Raw genomic sequence first — 18,829 nt, forward strand, 5'->3', positions numbered from 1 at the left:
ACACACAACCACATTTCGCAGAAAAATGCATTAGTCCGAACGGATAAGCGGCTCAACCACATCGCGAATGCGATCAGGGGCACGTATGCTTTTAAACACGTCAGCTTGGGTGAATACGCAGGTAAAACTGCCCGTGAAACACAGAACGTCGTTCTGATACGCCTTCACGCCAAAGGTGATCGACTTGTCTCCAAGACGGGTCGGATAGGTTTCGCACAGCAGACGATGGCGCGGTGTGACCGGGCTGCGAAAGTCCATCGACAGGTTTACAAACGGGGTGCCCATATTGCGGTCAATTTCCATCTGGAACCAACCTTCACCGTCAAAATGCTCTTCCCACCACGCGTTGATGGCATCGAGGGCGAACCATGGCAGCCGCGCGGTATAGGCGATTTGGGCCGGGTCGCAGTCACCCCAGGTTACGCGGATCTCATGGACAAACGGCGTCTGGGTCATTCAATAGGTTTCCACATGGTAACGCCCCTCGTCGCGCATGGAATCGCGTAACGACGTCCATTGTTGCCCCATGCTTTCCGCAATTGAGGTTAGCGCCTTCTCGACACCTTCCTCCATCCCGCGCAGGCCGCAGATATAGATGTGGGTACGGCTGTCAGCCAGCAATTCCGCCACAGCATCGTGTTCCGCAACGATACGGTCCTGTACATATTCTCTGGACTTGCCCTCTTCACGGCTGAACACCAGATGCTGGGTCATCAGGCTTGCCGGCACTTTCTTGAGCGGCCCGAAATACGGCAGGCTCTTGGGTGTGCGTGCGCCAAAGAACATCGTCATTCCACCTGTCGCGCCACTGCGCTGGCGCTGCATCGTAAAGGCCCGCATCGGGGCAGAGCCGGTGCCCGTACAGATCAGCAGCAGGTGCGCATCCGACGCGCCTGGCATCAGGAATGTCGCCCCGAAAGGGCCGGTCACGTTAACTTCGGCTCCGGTCTCCAGATCACACAGATAATTTGACGCCATACCATGCTGCTCGCGTTTCACGGTAAGCGATATGTTGTGATAGCCGGGTCGCTCCCCATCGCGGGGGCTTGATATGGAATAGAGACGCGGTAAATGCGCCTTGCCCTCTGTGTCGGTGCCGGGAGGAATTATCCCGACAGATTGCCCTTCGAGCACTGGAAACGGCAAAGCCCCCGGGTCAAGAATGATATGACGCACGTCATGATCAGGGTCATCCGTCAGGCGATAGTTGCCTTGCACCTTCATCTTGGCGGGTTTGCCAAGGTTATACATATTCACCGTAGGTTTGCTGGCGGTCACGGGGGCCTTGGCCTTACCGCCCGCGCCTTTATGCGCTTCGGCCAGCAAGGCCGCTATCGGGTCTGAGGCGTTTTCATCGCCCGACGGGGGTGCAGCTTCGATGTCTGCTTGCTCGGGCAGTTCGTCCATTTCGAACTGTTGTTCCAAGGTGTAGGGTGTATCGACAATCCGCCATTCGTCAATAGAACCAGTTGGGCAGACCGGGATGCAATCCATACAGAAATTGCAGACGTCGAAATTTACGACGACGTTATTGTCGTCATGTTCAATCGCACCAATCGGGCAGGTCATCTCGCAGGTATAGCAGCGGATGCAGATTTCCGGATCAATGAGGTGCTGTTTGACGGGCTGGTTCATGACGGCGGCTCCTGCGGGTTAATGTGCGGATGGGTGGACCAAAGCCCACCCATTCTTGTTCTTTGCGCAGGTCATATTCAACCTGCCTTACGCCTCATGCCATGTGCAGTTTCACGTATTCAAAGTCGCCCGGCTTGTTATCAATCCCAACTTTTGGCGGGGCGATCCAGCTGGCATATTGACCTGGTTCATAGCATGGTTTCATCAGCGACTGGATATAGTCGCCATCCGCTTTCGTCGGCAGCCATTCGTCCCGGCGCTTGTGCCACTCTTCCGCCGATATGATGTTTCCGTCTGGGTCCACGGCCACGGCGCTGAACACGCCGATCTGGCGATGGAAACCTTCGTGCGGCATCTTGAACTGGAATTCGACGCCGGATTTCTGGATTTGCTTGTTCCACCGCCCCACGCCGCCTGCGGCATCACGCACATAGTCATCGCGCAAGCGCATGTTGATTGCAGTCAGCGCCGGCACATCTTCGGTAACGATTTTGCCGTCCTTGATCGAGGCCACGGCATAGGTGTCATTTTGCAGCTTGTGATCGTCGTCGATACGCTGCTCCATATAGCGCCCCTTGATCCCGTAGTTGAAGGCGTTGGCAGCATTGGTCGACACTTCCTGCCCAAAAAGATCAAGCGACAACGTATAGTGCAAATTCAGCTTTTTCTGGATCGTCGGCAGGTCGATAACACCCAGTGCGCGAATTTTGTTTATGTCGTAAGGGTCTGTGATGCCCGCCTTGTTCATCGCCTCGAGCGTCGCCTGAATGGTGCGGCCAACGCCGGTTTCACCAACGAACATGTGATGGGCCTCTTCGGTCAGCATAAAACGGCAGGTGCGTGACAGCGGATCAAAACCAGACTGTGCGAGGCTTTCCAACTGCATCTTACCGTCACGGTCGGTGAAGTAGGTGAACATGAAAAACGACAGCCAATCCGGGGTTTCTTCGTTGAACGCGCCCAGCATCCGCGGGCTGTCTTCGGAGCCAGACGACCGCACCAACAGGTCATCCGCTTCTTCGCGGCCATCTCGGCCAAAGTATTTTTGCAGCAGATAGACCATTGCCCAAAGATGGCGGCCCTCCTCCACGTTGACCTGAAACAGATTGCGCATATCGTACAGGGACGGCGCAGTAAGCCCCAGGAAGCGTTGCTGTTCAACCGATCCCGGCTCGGTGTCGCCTTGGATCACGATCAGACGCTTGAGCATGTTGCGATATTCACCGGGCACTTCCTGCCACGCCGGTTCGCCGAAATGTTCGCCCATCGGAATTTTGCGATCCTCGACAGCAGGGGCTAACAAAACGCCCCAGCGGTATTCCGGCATCTTCACGTAATCAAACTTTGCCCAGCCTTTCGGGTCGACGGAAACAGCCGTGCGCAGGTAAACCATCGAATCCTGAAAGTTTTGCGGGATCAGGTCTTTCCACCAGTTGATGTATCCGGGGTGCCATTTTTCCAGCGCCTTCAGAACCTTTTTGTCCTGGCTCAGATTTACGTTATTCGGGATCTGGGTATCGTAGCTTACGTTGATCAGGTCGAGCATTGGTTTCCTCCTCAGGGGGCAAAATCTGGATAGATTTTGGGACGGATTCTTTGCGAAATCCGCGCCCGTTACACGCGTTCCATGTTATAATCGCCGCGTACTCCGGTACCGTAGCGTTGCAGTGCGCCATCCTCGCCGACCGCGTTGGGGCGCTGGAAAATCCAGTTCTGCCAAGCGGTCAAACGGCCGAAAATGCGGGTTTCCATCGTTTCGGGGCCGGCAAAGCGCAGGTTCGCTTCCATTCCGGTCATTGCATCGGGGCTGAAGCTGGCCCGCTCTTCCATGAACAGGCGCACTTCGTCTTCCCAATCGATGTCGTCATAAACATATGTCACAAGACCCGCCTCGTCTGCCTTGTCGGCTTCCAAGGGCTGACCTTTCAGACCCTCCAGCGCGGCGATATCTTCGGGCGTGCCAAGAAAGCGGGTTTCAAGCCGCGTCAGATCATTACCCATCTTGTACGTACCAAAGTTCCCTTCGGTCAGCGTGACAGTTGCAAGAGGACGGTTATCGCCTTCGAATTCTTCAAGCATCATGTAACTGCGATCAACCGCCCACAGCAGCTCCGCCAACGGCCCTGCAAAGCACGAGCCATGTTCGACGATCGCCACAAGACTACGCGAGGTCATGTCAATCCGCTTCAGCACTCGTTTCCAGTATTGGAGAATCTCGTTGGCGAGCCAGTGATCCTTGTTGGCCAACAAAAGGGCCTCGTGCGCAACCACCAGTTCGGGGTCGCCATGGGTCTGGAATTCGAGCAGGCCCAGTTCCTTTTCGTTATTGCGCAGATGAAGAATCGCATCGTCCAGTTCACGCGCGCAGCGCAACATCCATGCGCCTGCCCCTTCGGCGGTCAATGCATCCGTGTCCGCCGGAGCGTCCTCCTCCGGACCCTTGATCACGATTGTTGCACGTTTCTCAGCGCGGTTGAGCGTCACCTCTACGGTGGAGTAGGTGATCGCATCCTCAGCAAAGTCGCGGGAAATCGGCGTCAGTTTGATACCCTGCGAAACATCCGCCTTGCCCGAGCTCGCTGCCATCTCGCGGGCACGCGTAGCCACGGCTTCGTCGAACTTCGAATTGGCGACAACTTCGTCCACCAAACGCCAGTCTTTCGCACGCTTGCCTTTCACGCCCTCTTCGATCGAGCAGAATACATCAGCGCGGTCGCGGCGCACCTTGCGCTTGTCCGTCACGCGGGTCAGCCCACCGGTACCGGGAAGAACCGCAAGCAAGGGAACTTCGGGCAAGGAGACCGAGGACGTGCTGTCATCCGTCAACATGATGTAGTTGCACGCCAGCGCCAGTTCGTACCCCCCGCCCGCGCAGGCCCCTTTGACCGCGCAGATATAGTTCTGACCGCTGTCGGCCAAAGCCGCTTCATATGTGTTGCGGGTTTCATTGGTGAACTTACAGAAGTTGACCTTGTGGCTATGAGCGGCGCCGCCCAGCATCCGGATATTGGCACCGGCGCAAAAAACCTTGTCTTTGGCGGATTGCAGCACCACAACTTTTACCTCGGGGTGTTCGAACCGCATACGTTGAACAACATCGGCAAGCTCGATATCCACACCCAGATCATAGGAATTCAGTTTCAGTTCATAACCTTCGAACAATCCGGCGGTTTCATCGACATCCATATACAGATTGGCTACCGCCCCGTCGTATTCGACTTTCCAATGGCGATAGGCCGATGGGTCCGTTTGAAAGTTTATGATCTTGGTCATGAGCAATCTCCTTGATCAGGCTCGCGCCTTGAAAACGGGGCCAAACTGGCCTTTGCAATTATCAATCGCATTAATGGCACGATAATGCCAATTCATTTCACGATTTCCATCCAATTAACCAGCAATATTGCAGTATAGTGCCTACGTCCGGCTATCCCGCGTTACCAGCACTCTTGCCCGCATATCGCCCACCGTCAGACCCAGGACCGGTTGATCATTTGGGCAGTTGTTCAAGTGCTGCTCTACCATGTCACACAACCGGGCAGCAGCGCGGGGTTTTTGCATCCGCAGCTTCAACCGGGCGTTGGCGAGCTGGATCAAGGCAAGTGCCATCTCTCTTTCTGCCGTTCCCTCGGGGGTGCGTAGCCAAACGGCCTCGACAACCTCGTGACATTCCCAAAAATAACCAGCGTCGAAATAGGCGAGCCCCGCTTGCCACGCCTGAGTTCGGTCCAGCTCCGACAATGCCACATCACTTGATACACTTGCTTTGACCCTGTCAAACCAGCCTTCAGGATGGCGGGCATTATGCCCCGGTACATAAGCGTACGGGGGAAAAGAGATGGTGGTCCTGCACATCAGGCGATCTTTACGACTTCCCGTTCCATCCTGTCCAGACGCGCGCAAAACTCGCGGATAGCCTCCAAGGTAGCATGAGGTTGATCCTGCTGCGGCGCGTGGCGGCAGCCGTCGAGTATTGCGGTTTCGATGGGGGAATAAATCCGTGTTTCGATCTCTTGGATTTGCGCCAAGGTACCATAGGGATCGTCACGCCCTTGAATTACCAGCACGGGGATGCGCAGGTGATCAATGGCGTCCGCCACATTCCATGACTCGAATGCCGGATCCGTCCACGCACCATACCACCCCTGAAAGGCGACATTGACATCGGCGTGATATTTCGAAAGCTTTTGCTTCAGATCGCCGTTGGCATATGCATCACCCGCCGCCTTGATGGCGGCAATCCCAATAGGTTCGGTAAAGAAATGTGGGGCCATCAATACAAGCGCCCTGATCCGCATGTCGGACACCGACCCCGCGTAAATCGCAGCGATTGTAGCACCGTCGGAATGTCCCAACAGGACGGCTTGTTGAATTCCCGCCGTATCCAGCACCTCTTTTACTGTGCCGGTCGCTTCGCGGGTCATATAATCCAGCGGGCGTGGCAGCTCGACACTATCAGATGCCCCATAACCAGCGCGCGAATATGCCAGCACGCCGAAACCAGTGGCATCGACCAATTGTTGTGGGAAATCACGCCATTGCGCCACGCTCCCCAACCCTTCGTGCAGCAGAACAATCGTCGGAGCGGCAGACGGTTCGGGCCCCCAGGCCGCATATTCCAGCGATTTCCCCCCTGCCTTCAGCCGCAAACCCGCTTGATCAGACCAGATGATGCTCATCATTTTTCCTCTCGTAATTTGAACCGCTGAATTTTGCCTGTTGCGGTTTTGGGCAGCTCATCAACGGGTACGATCCAACGTGGGTACTTCCACTTTCCAATCTTGTTTTTGACGTGCTCTTTTAACTCGGCAAGCAAGGCTTCGTCGGCGGTGCCCTCTTTCAGGACGATATAGGCTTTGGGTTTTTCCAGCCCTTCCTCATCCTCTGCGGCAACGACGGCGGCTTCCAGAACACGCGGATGACTGACCAGCGCGCCCTCTACCTCGAACGGTGATAACCAGATGCCCGATACCTTGAACATGTCATCGGTACGCCCGCAATATATCAGGCGTCCGTCATCGCGCATCTCGTACTTGTCGCCGGTACGGGTCCAGATACCCTCGAAGGTGGTTCGCGACTTTTCTCTCTGGTTCCAGTAGCAACTGGCCGACGAGGCACCGTTCACCAGCAATTCGCCGACCTCACCGGGGCCTACTTCTTCGCCGAATTCGTTCACGAGGCGCAGTGCGTAGCCCGGAACCGCAACCCCCGACGTGCCATACACAAGGTCATCTTTTCGGTTGCTCAAGAAGATATGCAGCATCTCTGTAGAACCGACACCATCCAGAATGCAACAGCCAGTATGTCTTTCCCACCTTGCCCCGACCTCTTCGGGCAGGGCTTCACCGGCTGAAATGCAGGTACGCAAAGGCGCGTCCACAGGGCCGCTTTTGTCCATATGCGCCACCATTGCGGCATATAGCGTGGGGACACCACAGAAAACGGTCGGCTTTTCCGCCGTCAACGTATTGACCATGTCATCAGGCGTAGGACGCCCGTCAAACAGTAAAGTTGTCGCCCCTACCGAAAGGGGAAAGGTCATGGCGTTGCCCAGACCATATGCAAAAAAGAATTTGGCCGCTGAAAACACAACGTCGTTCTCTTCTATTTCAAGCACCTGTTTGCCATAGGTGTCAGACGTTGCTCGCAAAGCGGAATGTACATGCGCCACGCCTTTTGGCTGACCTGTAGAACCGGACGAATACAGCCAGAACGCGACCTCATCGGGGGATACCGGCAACGTATCCCTTGCCGCAGCACCATCAATGAAATTGTCGAAATCGGTGGTCCCATCAGGCGCGTCACCGATCACCACGACATGGCGCAAGTACGGGTTGCCTTCGACTGCGCCTTTCACGACATCCCAAAGCGGAGCGGAAACGAAAAGGATGGCCACGCGTGCATCGCGAAGGATTGCATCATATACCGAAGTCGCAAGCAGTGTGTTCAGCGGGATCGGAATCACACCGCATTTCAACGCACCCCAAAATATCTGGGGAAACTCGATCTGATCCAGAACCAGCATTGCGGCACGTTCCTCGGCGCGGATATCAGCCTTGGCAAATGCTCCTGCAACCTGCGCCGCCCCTTGAAACAACCCGTCATAGGTCAGCACGCGACCCGACCCGATCTCGCGGTAAGCTGTCTTGGCCCCACGTCCCTCTTCGGGATGGCGGTCTACAAAGTACGTAGCTGCATTTGCGGTTGCGGTGATCATCGTAGTCCTCCCAAACTCGGATGCTTTATTGTGCGCCACAAAGCGAAAGTCGCAAGACGATCAGCGACATTCGGCATTTTACTGCATCAAATGACGGAAATAGATGCCGGGTCGTCATACTCGCATACCGTTGCGACCAAGCTTACTCGGTCGATATCGACCGAGACAGGGACCCGCGTCGGTCAACGGATTGGTCGTTACCGAACGCAAAAGACCGTCAAGGCAGCAAGAACAGTGTTATTGCAGGGAACATCACCAGAATGATCACGCGCACGATGTCTGATCCTACGAAGTACATAACTGCTTTATAGGTCTCGGTCATTGGTGTTTCACGGTCCATCGAGTTGATGATGAACAGGTTCATTCCAACCGGCGGGGTGATCAACCCCACCTCGACCACGATCAATACAAGGATGCCGAACCAGATCGCCAGATGTTCTGTGCTCATCCCGAAATCCATTGCCGAAATCACGGGAAAGAAGATCGGGACGGTCAACAGGATCATCGACAAACTGTCCATCAGGCACCCGAAGATCAAATAGAACACCAGGATGATGGTCAGAACGAACCAGGGGCTAAACCCCTGCCCCACGACCCAATCGGCCATGAACTGCGGCACACCGGACAAAGCCAGAAAACCGTTATAGAACCCCGCCCCGAGTACGATAAAGAAGATCATGCCGGTGGTCTTGGCGGTGCCAAGCAGGCTTTCGCGGAGCAACGCCCAATTCAAGCTTCCCGATAGCAACGCGGCCAATCCTGTGCCTGCCGCGCCTATCGCAGAGCCTTCTGTCGGTGTGAACCATCCCAGATAGATCCCGCCGACGACGATAAAAAAGATCACCAGCACCGGCCAAGTATCTGCCAGGGCGCGAAAGCGATCGCGCATGGGAACCGCCGGACGCGTACCTGCTGACTTGGGATTTACGCGCACATAGATCGAAATGGTGATGATATAGCCAATTGCCGCAAGAACACCGGGCAGAAACGCGGCGAGAAAAAGCTTGGCGATGTTTTGTTCGGTCAATATTGCGTAAATCACAAGAATTACCGAGGGCGGGATCAAAATACCCAAGGTACCACCGGCGGCCAGCGTCGCCGTCGAGAACCCGCCAGAATAGCCATAGCGGCGCAATTCCGGCAGCGCCACTTTCGACATGGTCGCCGCCGTTGCCAGCGAACTGCCGCAGATCGCGCCGAAACCTGCACAAGCCCCGACGGCCGCCATCGCCACGCCACCGCGACGGTGGCCCAGAAAGCTTTCGGCGGCCTTGAACAGGGCCGATGACATACCAGATAGGGTTGCAAACTGGCCCATCAACAGAAACATCGGAATGATGCTCAGCGAATAGCTTGAGAACGTTGTGTATGTTTCTGATTTCAGCTTGGCCAGCAGTGGCGTGGGGTTTCCTCCCATCGCCAGAAACCAGCCCCCGAACCCGCATAGCAACATTGCAAGCCCGATCGGAGCACGCAAGAAGATCATCAAGAGCAGGACCGGAAATGACCAAAAGCCTAGTTCGAGATTGGTCACGTCAATGTGCCCCTTGTTCTCTGGGAAGGATGGATACGCCACGCACCGCTTCAACGATCCGGATTACAGCGCAATAAATCGCAACGATGCACGCAACGACCCCGGACACAAAACTGGCGGCGTAAGCCCACCAGACGGGGAACTGCAAAAACAGCGTTGTTTCACCGTTTCCGATATAGCGTTGCATACCCTCGTAAAGCCGCCAGATGATCAAAAATGTGACCGCGGTCAAGATGACCTCCCAGAAGGCGATGATCCAGCGGTTGGTGCGCCGGGATAAGAACGCGGTGAATACGTCGACACTGGCATGCGATCCGTAGAATTGGCATATCGGCAGGAACGAAAAAATCGCAAAGGCCACCCCGGCCTCCAGAAGCTCATAATTGCCGTTGATCTCGCCAATGCCGAGGTCCAGCACTGCCTGCGCCAGCGTGTTAAGAGCGCCTTGAAAAAAATCGCCGTGCAACATTCCGTTGATGAACCGACCTATAATGGAGGCGGTAGTCATCAAGACCAAGGTCAATAAAACCAAGCCCCCGATCAATGCGGTAACTACGGCAAGGAACTGGGTCAGCCGATACATGCAATTTCTCTTTAGTTTGAAGATCGTTGGGATGAAATTGTCTGCGGCACAGCACTTTGCGCCGCAGACCTCGGGTCAAGACCCGCCGCTTACTTGCCGTAGGCGTCCATCAAGGAACGGGCTTCGTCGATCAGCGCCTGACCGTCAATTCCCTTGTCATTCATTTCCGCGACCCAGCTATCGTAAATCGGCTGGGATGCATCGCGCCACACCTGTGTCTCTTCTTCGTTCAGAGTAATGATATTATTGCCCATATCGAGAGCGGCCTGACGTGCAGGGCCATCGGCATCGGACTGCGTACCACCGGCAAAGATCGAAAACTCGAGACCCGAATTATCGTCGATCACTTTTTTCAGATCATCGGGCAGGCTTTCGTACTTGTCCTTGTTCATGGCCAGCACGAATGTAAGGTCATAAAGCGCAGCACCGGTAAATTCGGTGTGATTCTTGACCAGCTCCGGGACCTTAAGCGCCGATGTAACTTCCCAAGGTATGGTTGTACCGTCGATGACGCCTTTGGACAAACCTTCGGGGATCGCAGGGACAGGCATGCCCACGGGCGTAGCGCCCATAATTTCCAACAGTTCATTCACCAGACGCGACCCGCCACGGATTTTCAAACCCTGCATGTCGTCCGGTGACCGAACCTCCTTGTTGGTATGCAGCATGCCAGGCCCGTGAACCCATGTGCCCAGAATATGAACATCTTTGAATTCGGTGTCTTTCATGTGCTTTTCAAACATCTGCCAATAAGCAGAACTGGCGGCCCTGGCGTCTTTCACCATAAACGGCAATTCAAACACTTCGGTAGAAGGGTAGCGCCCTGGCGTATATCCAACCACAGTCCAGACAATATCGGCAACCCCGTCAATTGCTTGGTCCATAAGCTCTGGCGGTTTGCCACCCAGTTGCATCGAAGGGTAACGCTCGATCTTGATCCGACCTTTGCTGTCGGCTTCCACCTTGTCAGCCCAAACGTCCAAAATCAATTTGGGTACATTGGCTTGCGGCGGCAGAAACTGGTGCATGCGCAGTGTTACTTCCTGGGCAAAAGCACCCGTGGCGCTCAGACCTATTGCCAGCGCCGCGCCCGCAATACCCATAAAGGCTCTTTTGTTCATCATCATCTTCTCCCTTTATTTTTTATAGACGGTATTTTTCAGTGGTGTCGATTATAAGCCATTGTACATTTTGACATCCGGAAAGACGTATCATCAATCAACGCTGGCAATCCAATCCACAACTCTCCTCGCGCTCACCACATCACACCCACAATTTTTCGCCCGACCGGTTCATGCGACCCGTCAAGAAGGCACGGTTCATAAACCCACAGGTGCCTTGCTCCGAAATCTCATTGGTCTCCCTCACCCTCGGACAGAAACTCTTGAATTAGATCAAGTTACACTCCTGTCCGCTGCGATAAACGGTTAGGTGATATGGCAATCTTTGTCATTATATTTCGCACCAAAGCCTGCCAGGTGCCGTTTGGCTCGCCATATGCCTTACTGTGCCCCCTCGCTGAAATCGCTGATATCACAAAGTATTCCCGGCATATTTTGCAACCGTCAAACCCAAAAACATCTCCCAGCATTATAATGCTCAAAACCGGGGGCACCACTTTCAAATGGTACATCCACGACAAAGCAATCTGCCAACATGATAGGGGGGTGATGGTGGCGTTACCTGGATTTGAACCAGGGACCTAACGATTATGAGTCGTTCGCTCTAACCAACTGAGCTATAACGCCATCGGCGCGTGGAGTATGACAGGCCTTGGCCCCCGTCAAGAGCCAAAGCCAATCTAATTTCAATTACCCGCCGCGCACAGTGTCAATCATCAGCTGGACATTGTCGGGATTTGCGTCTGGCGTGATTCCATGACCCAGGTTGAAAATATGCGGGCCCTTGGAAAATGCCTGGACGATGGCGCGTGTATTGTCGACCAATGCCTGCCCCCCGGTGACCATGTGCGTCGACGCAAGGTTGCCCTGCACGCACCCATCGACCTGCACATTCTGTGCAGCCCATTCCGCCGAAACAGAGTTATCCAGCGCCACGCAATCCACGCCGGTCTTTTTCGCGAAACCGATATATTTCTCTCCGGCTTCCCGGGGAAAGCCGATGATCGGAACTCCCGGATGGCGTTTTTTCAGCTCTTGGGTAATCTCGCGCGCCGGGGCCAGGGCGTATTTATCGAACGCATCCCCCGGCAGCGACCCTGCCCAGCTATCGAAAATTTTCATCACTTCCGCGCCCGCCTCTATCTGGGCAGACATGTATTCGATCGTGGCTTTTGTGATCAGATCCAGCAGCTTCTCAAACAGCTCATTGTTTTCATTTCGCAGCAGATGCGCTGGACCTTGGTCCTTGGTGCCCTTTCCCGCGATCATATAAGTCGCCACAGTCCAAGGTGCCCCGGCAAAGCCGATCAACGTGGTTTGCGGTGGCAAGGCCCCGACAAGGTTGCGGACAGTCTGATAGATCGGGTTCAGCGTTTCGTGGATATCCTCCACCGGCTTGAGCTTTTCGAAATCGGCTTGCACCGTAACCGTCGACAGACGCGGGCCTTCGCCGGTAACAAACCACAGATCCGCCCCCAGAGCCTGCGGAACCAGCAAGATGTCGGCGAACAGTATTGCCGCGTCGAAACCATAGCGCCGGATAGGCTGCAACGTCACCTCGGTGGCAAGATCCGGATTATAGCAAAGTGACAAAAAATCGCCCGCCTGCGCGCGCGTCGCTTTGTATTCCGGCAGATAGCGGCCCGCCTGACGCATCATCCAGATCGGAGGAGTAGGCAGGGTCTCACCTGCGAGCGCACGCAGAACGGTTTTCGTTTCAGGGGTGTTCTGCGACATGGTCATCCTCATCAATGTGGCTTTTCTCTTAGGTCAAGATGTAACGGCTGGATGTCAAGGCACTGCTGGCGCTTGTCAGATCAAATTCTCCGTCCTAAAGAAGGGCCATGCAACTGAATCTGCCCACCCCCGAAAACCCAATGCGCATCGGCACTCGCGGCTCGCCGCTTGCTATGGCCCAAGCTTACGAAACGCGCGCACGGCTTGCCGCCGCATTCGAAATCCCGCAAGCCGCATTCGAAATTGTGGTCATCAAGGTGACCGGAGACCTCATCCAAGACCGTTCGCTGAAAGAAATCGGCGGCAAGGGGCTGTTTACCCGCGAAATCGAAGAAGAATTATTGGCCGGCAAGATCGACATCGCTGTGCATTCCATGAAGGATATGCCAACCATTCAGCCGGGCGGCCTGCTGCTTGACACATTTCTGCCGCGCGAAGATCCACGCGATGCGTTTGTCGCCTCGACCCTCTCCTCACTGGACCAGCTCGACCATAACGCCGTCGTCGGAACCTCCAGCCTGCGCCGCCGCGCGCAACTGCTGCATCGCCGCCCCGACCTGACCGTGGTGGAATTTCGCGGCAACGTCCAAACCCGCCTCAGAAAACTCGCCGATGGTGTGGCCGAATGCACCTTTCTTGCGATGGCGGGGCTAAACCGACTCGGCATGGAGAATGTACCGGCCACCCCGGTCGAGGTCACGGATATGCTGCCCGCCGTGGCGCAGGGAGCCATCGGCATCGAGCGACGTGCCGGTGATATCGACACCGAGGCCATGCTGACCGCTATCCACGACATCCCCACAGGCCAGCGCCTGACCGCCGAACGGGCTTTTCTTCTAACCCTCGATGGCTCGTGCGAGACCCCGATCGCCGGTCTCGCAACGCTCAGCGGTGACACGCTGCATCTGCAGGGCGAAGTGCTCCGCCCCGACGGGTCTGAAGTCATAAGCGGGCATCGTACAGGACCAATCGTCGAGGGAGGGCAAATGGGGATCGACCTCGCCAGCGAGCTGCTGGCGCAAGCGGGTCCGCACTTTTTTGATTGGCGCGGGTGACTGAAACCACGCTTTTCCCAACAATGCATCGCATAAATCACAAAGTTTGAAACTTTGTGACCAGGCTCACGTTTCTTCAGCATGATCATTAAGGTCACGTATTCGAAACTCAGGAGCCTACCATGACTTTCACAAAAAAAATGATGTCGGCGACCGCCGCACTGGCACTCACAGCCGGTGCCGCATTCGCTGATGCACATTCCATGAACCACATGAACAATATGGTTGGTGGGGCAGAAATGTTCGCCGACAAGAACATCGTCGAAAACGCAGTGAATTCCGCGGACCACACAACACTTGTCGCGGCAGTCAAGGCAGCCGGGCTCGTAGACACTCTTTCTGGCCCCGGTCCATTCACTGTTTTCGCACCTACAAACGAAGCGTTCGACCGGCTCGAACCCGGCGCGGTGGACATGCTGCTGAAACCTGAAAACAAAGATCAGCTGACCAAAGTACTGACCTGTCATGTGGTCGACAAAGCAATCATGGCCGAGGCCCTTCAGGACATGATTACCGACAACGGCGGCAGCACCGCCATCCCCACGCTGGGAGGCTGCATCCTTACCGCGTCCTTCACCGACGAGGGTAAAATTCTTCTCACAGACGAAAATGACAATGGTGCGATGGTGTCGATCGCGAACGTCCAGCAATCCAATGGTCTGATCCACGTCATCGACGGTGTTATGCTGCCGCGCCAATAATCAAACGGTCAAATCTGTTATCTGACCACCGGGCCCTTTGCTGAACCAGGCAAGGGGCCTGCTTGTTTATCTTCCAAATGGATCATTATCCCGGGGGAGTCCGTAGGACGGGGGCTGGCCCCCTCCCGCACCCGACGTTGCAGACCGATGTTCAGACCCATTTCGCCAACGGTGGCAAGCTCATCAAAACCGCGTCCGCATCATGGCCGGTTTCCAGCCCGAACTTGGTTCCACGATCATAGACCAGGTTATACTCTGCATACAGACCCCGGTGAATAAGCTGCGTATCCTTGTCGGCTTGGGTCCAATCCTGCCCTTTGCGCCGATTTACCAAGGGAACAAACGCCGGCAGGAATGCCCGCCCGATGTCCTGGGTCAGACTGAAATCGACCTCCCAATCGCCGGAACACCGGTCATCCATAAATATGCCGCCGACCCCCCGGGCGCGATGTCGATGTGGGATATAGAAATACTCATCCGCCCAAGCTTTCAGCTTGGGATACAAAGCGCCATCATGCGGGTCTAAATGCTGTTTCTGCTGGTCATGAAAATGCGCCGTGTCTTCGGCATATTCGATACATGGGTTTAAATCCGAACCGCCGCCGAACCACCACGCATGTGGCGTCCAGAACATGCGTGTGTTCATGTGTACGGCTGGCACATGAGGGTTTTGCATATGCGCCACAAGGCTGATCCCCGAAGCCCAGAATCGCGGGTCTTCGTGCATTCCGGGTATACCTTTTCGGGCAGCCATGGCCAGTTGGGCCTGCTCACCCAAAGTTCCGTAAACCGTCGACACATTGACGCCTACCTTTTCAAACACCCGTCCGCCGCGCATGACGCTCATCAACCCACCGCCAGCATCTGATCCGTCTTTGCTGCTGCGCGTGGTCTCGCTTACGTCAAACGCCCCCGGTGGTTCGTTGGTCAACGGGCCCGACGCGTGGTCGCGCTCCAACCCTTCGAATGCCTCGACAATCTGATCTCGCAGACTGCGAAACCATGTTGCCGCACGACGTTTATTTGCCTCGAAACCGTCGTTCATATCTTTTCGCCCTGTCCTACCAATTTAATGCGCCGGCGCACCCGCTGCATCCAGCAGGGACCGACCACCGTCAACCACCACGACCTCTCCTGTCATGAAGCTCGAACTATCCGCAGCCAGGTACTGTATCGTGTCAGTCAGCTCAGAGGGGGACGCAATCCGCCCGAGAGGGGTGTGGTTGCGAATATCATCGCGCCATTCTCGGTTGTCGGCGACTGAGGCTTTCAACGATCCGCTCATCACCGACCCGAATGCGACGGCATTCACGCGAATGCGATGCGGTGCCAGCGTAAGCGCCATCGACCGCGTCATCTGCTCAAGAGCGGCGGCTGCCATTGAATACGCCATCAATTCAGGCCGGGTATGACGCGACGCAATAGAGCTCAGGTTGATAATGCTGCCCACGGCACCGTCCGATTGGCCTTCAGCCTGTTTGATCATCCGCTTGGCCACCTGCTGCGTCAGCTGCATGGCCGTCATTACGTTTTCCTGCCACAGTGTCTCTACGCTGGTATCGTCGCTGTCCAACGCATCCGTGGGCAGGAACTGCCGCGATGCGTTCACCAAAACATCGACCTCGTCAAACGCGTCAATCGTCGCCGATACAAGGTTTGCGATGGTCAGACGCTGCCGTAGGTCACCGGCGAAAAAACGGATATTCCCTTCATCTCTGGCGTCACCCAGCTCATCGGCAAGCGCCTTTTCGTCCATGTCGGCGCACATGACGTTCGCACCTTTATCCGCAAATTGCCGCGCAATAGCCAGGCCGATCCCATTGGCCGCCCCCGTGATGATCACGCTTTTGCCGGAAATGGAAAATGACATTACTCGTTCCTTTTATCACACAACCTAGCGTCGTTTTCGCAAGGGTCGCGCCGCATGAAACAGTTTGAACCGTGCATCGCCGCCGATTTCCTCGACATGGACAAACCGGGTCTTCAACTCTGCCTCATAGGGCAAATGACGGTTCGCCACCATCCACAACTTGCCTTGCGGTGACAGGATACGCGCAGCGGCGGCCACAAACGCTTGCCCTATCTGCGGTTCCGCGGCGCGGCCAATATGAAACGGCGGGTTCATGATTACCGCGTCCATACGATGCGGAGGCTCCCAGGTGGTCGCATCCTCCCACAAAAATTCGGCACGCTCGTCGGTCACGTTTCGACGGGCGCATTCCAATGCCATGTGTCCTGCTTCGACAAGGTATATCTTCTTGATGGTTTCACGGGTCAACGCATGTGCTGACAAAAAGCCCCAGCCCGCGCCAAGATCCGCGACCTCTGCGCCCAGGTTTTCAGGTAATGCATCGACCAACAGCGCCGACGCCAAATCCACACCATCGGCTGAAAAGACACCCGGTGCGGTCCAGAACCCGCCATCCGTCAACGACGGGCCTTGCTTCCAATCCGCAAAGAATTCCGCTGCGGGTTCAGATATCCAGAACATCTTGCCGTGCGCTTTGGAAATCGGGCCGCGCACCGTTACCCGCGTACGCATCTCGCGCAGGATGCTATCCACGCCATCGGTCTTCTGTCCGTCAACAACCACAATGCCGTCGCAGACTTCGCACGCATCGGCGATCAAGGCGCGGGCTTCGTTTTTGGCGCGCGGCAGGCAGACAATGCAGGCCGCGTACCTGTCCTTGACGTTACGCACGACGTCATAGCCCCGTGCCGTCCACGCATCGTAATCCGGCTTGAATCCCTGAATGATTTGGATGCGATCTTTATCAATTCCCGGCAAATCCGCATCGAGGGGGGGGTGAAAGACAGCAATTATTCCTTCGGGGGGTAGGTCCAAACCGTCGCCGTCAAGCGCCAGCAGCAATCGTGCATCTATCACGTATTATTCTTCTTTTTCCATTGTGCATTGAAGCGGGTGCTGATGTCGCCGGGCGAAATCCATAACCTGCGCGACTTTGGTCTCGGCGATCTCGTGACTGAACACACCGACCACAGCCAGCCCCTTCTTGTGAACAGTGAGCATGATTTCAAAGGCCTGCGCGTGATTCAGACCAAAAAAGCGCTCAAGCACCAGTACCACGAACTCCATCGGCGTGAAGTCGTCATTCAGCAGCAGCACCTTGTATAAAGGTGGCCGCTTGGTTTTTGGTTTGGTCTTGGTCAACAGATCGGTTTCGTCGTCATCCCGATCTTTGCCAGCCATCATCTGATCATCAAGGCGCATCGCTGCTCCTGTGTGAGAAGTCGTTTCAAGTGAATCGTATAGCGGTCTATATAACCTGAAAGCGTAATTAGAAAAGAGGCAGTGCCAAAGATGACACGGCAGATCACCACGATCGGCTTTGATGCCGATGACACTCTTTGGCATAACGAACGCTTTTTTACGTTAACTCAGGCCAAGTTGGCCGATTTGCTGCGCGATTATTCCGACCCTGAAAACCTCATGGAAAGGTTGCTCGCCGCAGAACAAAGGAACCTTCCGCATTATGGCTATGGCATCAAGGGGTTTACCCTGTCGATGGTCGAAACCGCGGTCGAGGTGACCGACGGACAGGTCCCTGCGAGGGTCATCGCCGAAATACTGAGCGCCGGACGCGAGATGCTGGCCCATCCGGTTGAACTGTTGCCATATGTTCAGCCGACGCTCGACGCGCTGCGGGAAAACTACAAACTGGTCATGATCACCAAAGGGGATCTACTGGATCAGGAACGAAAGCTTGCGGAATCGGGGTTACGCCAGATGTTTGATGCGGTCGAGATTGTTTCGGATAAAACCGCTGACGTCTACGCGCGCGTATTCAATCAGCATGGGGACGGACCCGAGCGCGGCATGATGGTAGGGGACTCGATGAAGTCAGATATTGTTCCGATGATTTCGGCGGGCGGCTGGGGGGTGCACATTTCGAATGGAACCCCATGGGCACTTGAATTTGCACCCGCACCCGGCCCTGAAACCAGATATGAACAAATCGAAGCGTTGAACGATTTGCCGCCGATTTTAGACAAGCTCATCTAGAGGATTCGTCAGACCGGTATGCCACAACTGCGGCAACTTGCCGCCACATTCCTGCCACATTCGCTTCTATAGTGGTTAAGCGGTAAGCACCCCCTAGATGTGCCGCTGACAATTTTTATCTTTTCGACTGTTGATTGATATCAACGGGTTTATCGAAAATTCGACCTATGGTAAGCTAGCCTTAATAAACAGAGGCCAGTCGAAAAATCGGCGGTCCGAGGCAGA

At 55.4% G+C, this 18,829-nt stretch carries 18 protein-coding genes and 1 tRNA gene; 3 read left to right on the top strand and 16 right to left on the bottom strand.

Annotated elements, in window-relative coordinates; all coding sequences use genetic code 11:
• Positions 1 to 30: 30 nt before the first annotated feature.
• From AC13DE_RS04705 to hemE, 12 genes are all read right to left on the bottom strand, one after another.
• On the bottom strand, positions 31 to 456 hold the full coding sequence (locus AC13DE_RS04705; RefSeq protein ID WP_483047192.1) for an acyl-CoA thioesterase: 426 nt from the start codon (positions 454 to 456) through the stop codon (positions 31 to 33).
• Positions 457 to 1,635, bottom strand: coding sequence for a benzoyl-CoA 2,3-epoxidase subunit BoxA (gene boxA, locus AC13DE_RS04710; protein WP_483047193.1), 1,179 nt, complete (start codon positions 1,633 to 1,635; stop codon positions 457 to 459).
• A 94-nt stretch (positions 1,636 to 1,729) separates the two neighbouring features.
• Complete coding sequence (gene boxB / locus AC13DE_RS04715; protein WP_483047194.1) at positions 1,730 to 3,181, bottom strand: benzoyl-CoA 2,3-epoxidase subunit BoxB; 1,452 nt, start codon at positions 3,179 to 3,181, stop codon at positions 1,730 to 1,732.
• A gap of 68 nt (positions 3,182 to 3,249) precedes the next feature.
• The gene (gene boxC / locus AC13DE_RS04720) at positions 3,250 to 4,908 is read right to left on the bottom strand and encodes a 2,3-epoxybenzoyl-CoA dihydrolase (RefSeq protein WP_483047195.1); all 1,659 of its coding nucleotides are present in this window, start codon (positions 4,906 to 4,908) and stop codon (positions 3,250 to 3,252) included.
• A gap of 141 nt (positions 4,909 to 5,049) precedes the next feature.
• On the bottom strand, positions 5,050 to 5,487 hold the full coding sequence (locus AC13DE_RS04725; RefSeq protein ID WP_483047196.1) for a DUF309 domain-containing protein: 438 nt from the start codon (positions 5,485 to 5,487) through the stop codon (positions 5,050 to 5,052).
• Positions 5,487 to 6,314 (bottom strand): alpha/beta fold hydrolase, encoded by an 828-nt coding sequence (locus AC13DE_RS04730; RefSeq protein ID WP_483047197.1) that lies wholly within the window; start codon positions 6,312 to 6,314, stop codon positions 5,487 to 5,489. Before AC13DE_RS04730 ends, AC13DE_RS04725 begins: the two co-directional genes overlap by 1 nt.
• On the bottom strand, positions 6,311 to 7,849 hold the full coding sequence (locus AC13DE_RS04735; RefSeq protein ID WP_483047198.1) for a benzoate-CoA ligase family protein: 1,539 nt from the start codon (positions 7,847 to 7,849) through the stop codon (positions 6,311 to 6,313). The genes AC13DE_RS04730 and AC13DE_RS04735 overlap by 4 nt, the downstream gene beginning before the upstream one ends.
• Before the next feature lie 217 nt (positions 7,850 to 8,066).
• Complete coding sequence (locus AC13DE_RS04740) at positions 8,067 to 9,383, bottom strand: TRAP transporter large permease (protein ID WP_446296580.1); 1,317 nt, start codon at positions 9,381 to 9,383, stop codon at positions 8,067 to 8,069.
• A 1-nt stretch (position 9,384) separates the two neighbouring features.
• Positions 9,385 to 9,966 carry a TRAP transporter small permease gene (locus AC13DE_RS04745; RefSeq protein ID WP_446296579.1) on the bottom strand — a complete coding sequence of 194 codons (582 nt, stop codon included), beginning with the start codon at positions 9,964 to 9,966 and terminating at the stop codon, positions 9,385 to 9,387.
• Between the two features lie 89 nt (positions 9,967 to 10,055).
• A complete protein-coding gene (locus tag AC13DE_RS04750; RefSeq protein ID WP_483047199.1) occupies positions 10,056 to 11,090 on the bottom strand; it encodes a TRAP transporter substrate-binding protein in 1,035 nt (344 codons plus the stop codon).
• Between the two features lie 547 nt (positions 11,091 to 11,637).
• A tRNA-Met gene (locus AC13DE_RS04755) sits at positions 11,638 to 11,714 on the bottom strand.
• Between the two features lie 63 nt (positions 11,715 to 11,777).
• On the bottom strand, positions 11,778 to 12,824 hold the full coding sequence (gene hemE, locus AC13DE_RS04760) for a uroporphyrinogen decarboxylase (protein WP_446313790.1): 1,047 nt from the start codon (positions 12,822 to 12,824) through the stop codon (positions 11,778 to 11,780).
• A 107-nt stretch (positions 12,825 to 12,931) separates the two neighbouring features.
• On the opposite strand from hemE, the gene hemC reads away from it, so the two are divergent.
• Complete coding sequence (gene hemC / locus AC13DE_RS04765) at positions 12,932 to 13,879, top strand: hydroxymethylbilane synthase (RefSeq protein ID WP_483047200.1); 948 nt, start codon at positions 12,932 to 12,934, stop codon at positions 13,877 to 13,879.
• Between the two features lie 122 nt (positions 13,880 to 14,001).
• Entirely contained in the window at positions 14,002 to 14,580 is a 579-nt protein-coding gene (locus tag AC13DE_RS04770; protein WP_446296575.1) for a fasciclin domain-containing protein, read from the top strand.
• A gap of 151 nt (positions 14,581 to 14,731) precedes the next feature.
• On the opposite strand, the gene hemF is transcribed toward AC13DE_RS04770, so the two are convergent.
• From hemF to clpS, 4 genes are read right to left on the bottom strand one after another with little or no spacing between them, the layout of a single operon-like run.
• Positions 14,732 to 15,625 carry an oxygen-dependent coproporphyrinogen oxidase gene (gene hemF / locus AC13DE_RS04775; protein WP_446296574.1) on the bottom strand — a complete coding sequence of 298 codons (894 nt, stop codon included), beginning with the start codon at positions 15,623 to 15,625 and terminating at the stop codon, positions 14,732 to 14,734.
• A 24-nt stretch (positions 15,626 to 15,649) separates the two neighbouring features.
• Positions 15,650 to 16,450 (bottom strand): SDR family NAD(P)-dependent oxidoreductase, encoded by an 801-nt coding sequence (locus AC13DE_RS04780; RefSeq protein ID WP_446296573.1) that lies wholly within the window; start codon positions 16,448 to 16,450, stop codon positions 15,650 to 15,652.
• A 24-nt stretch (positions 16,451 to 16,474) separates the two neighbouring features.
• Positions 16,475 to 17,467 (bottom strand): class I SAM-dependent methyltransferase, encoded by a 993-nt coding sequence (locus AC13DE_RS04785; RefSeq protein ID WP_483047201.1) that lies wholly within the window; start codon positions 17,465 to 17,467, stop codon positions 16,475 to 16,477.
• 3 nt (positions 17,468 to 17,470) lie between these two features.
• A complete protein-coding gene (gene clpS, locus AC13DE_RS04790) occupies positions 17,471 to 17,812 on the bottom strand; it encodes an ATP-dependent Clp protease adapter ClpS (RefSeq protein WP_446296571.1) in 342 nt (113 codons plus the stop codon).
• 90 nt (positions 17,813 to 17,902) lie between these two features.
• Here clpS and AC13DE_RS04795 point away from each other — a divergent pair, with 90 nt between their 5' ends.
• Positions 17,903 to 18,604, top strand: coding sequence for an HAD family hydrolase (locus AC13DE_RS04795; protein WP_483047202.1), 702 nt, complete (start codon positions 17,903 to 17,905; stop codon positions 18,602 to 18,604).
• Positions 18,605 to 18,829: the final 225 nt, after the last annotated feature.

Source organism: Sulfitobacter sp. L-8, from assembly GCF_056859255.1.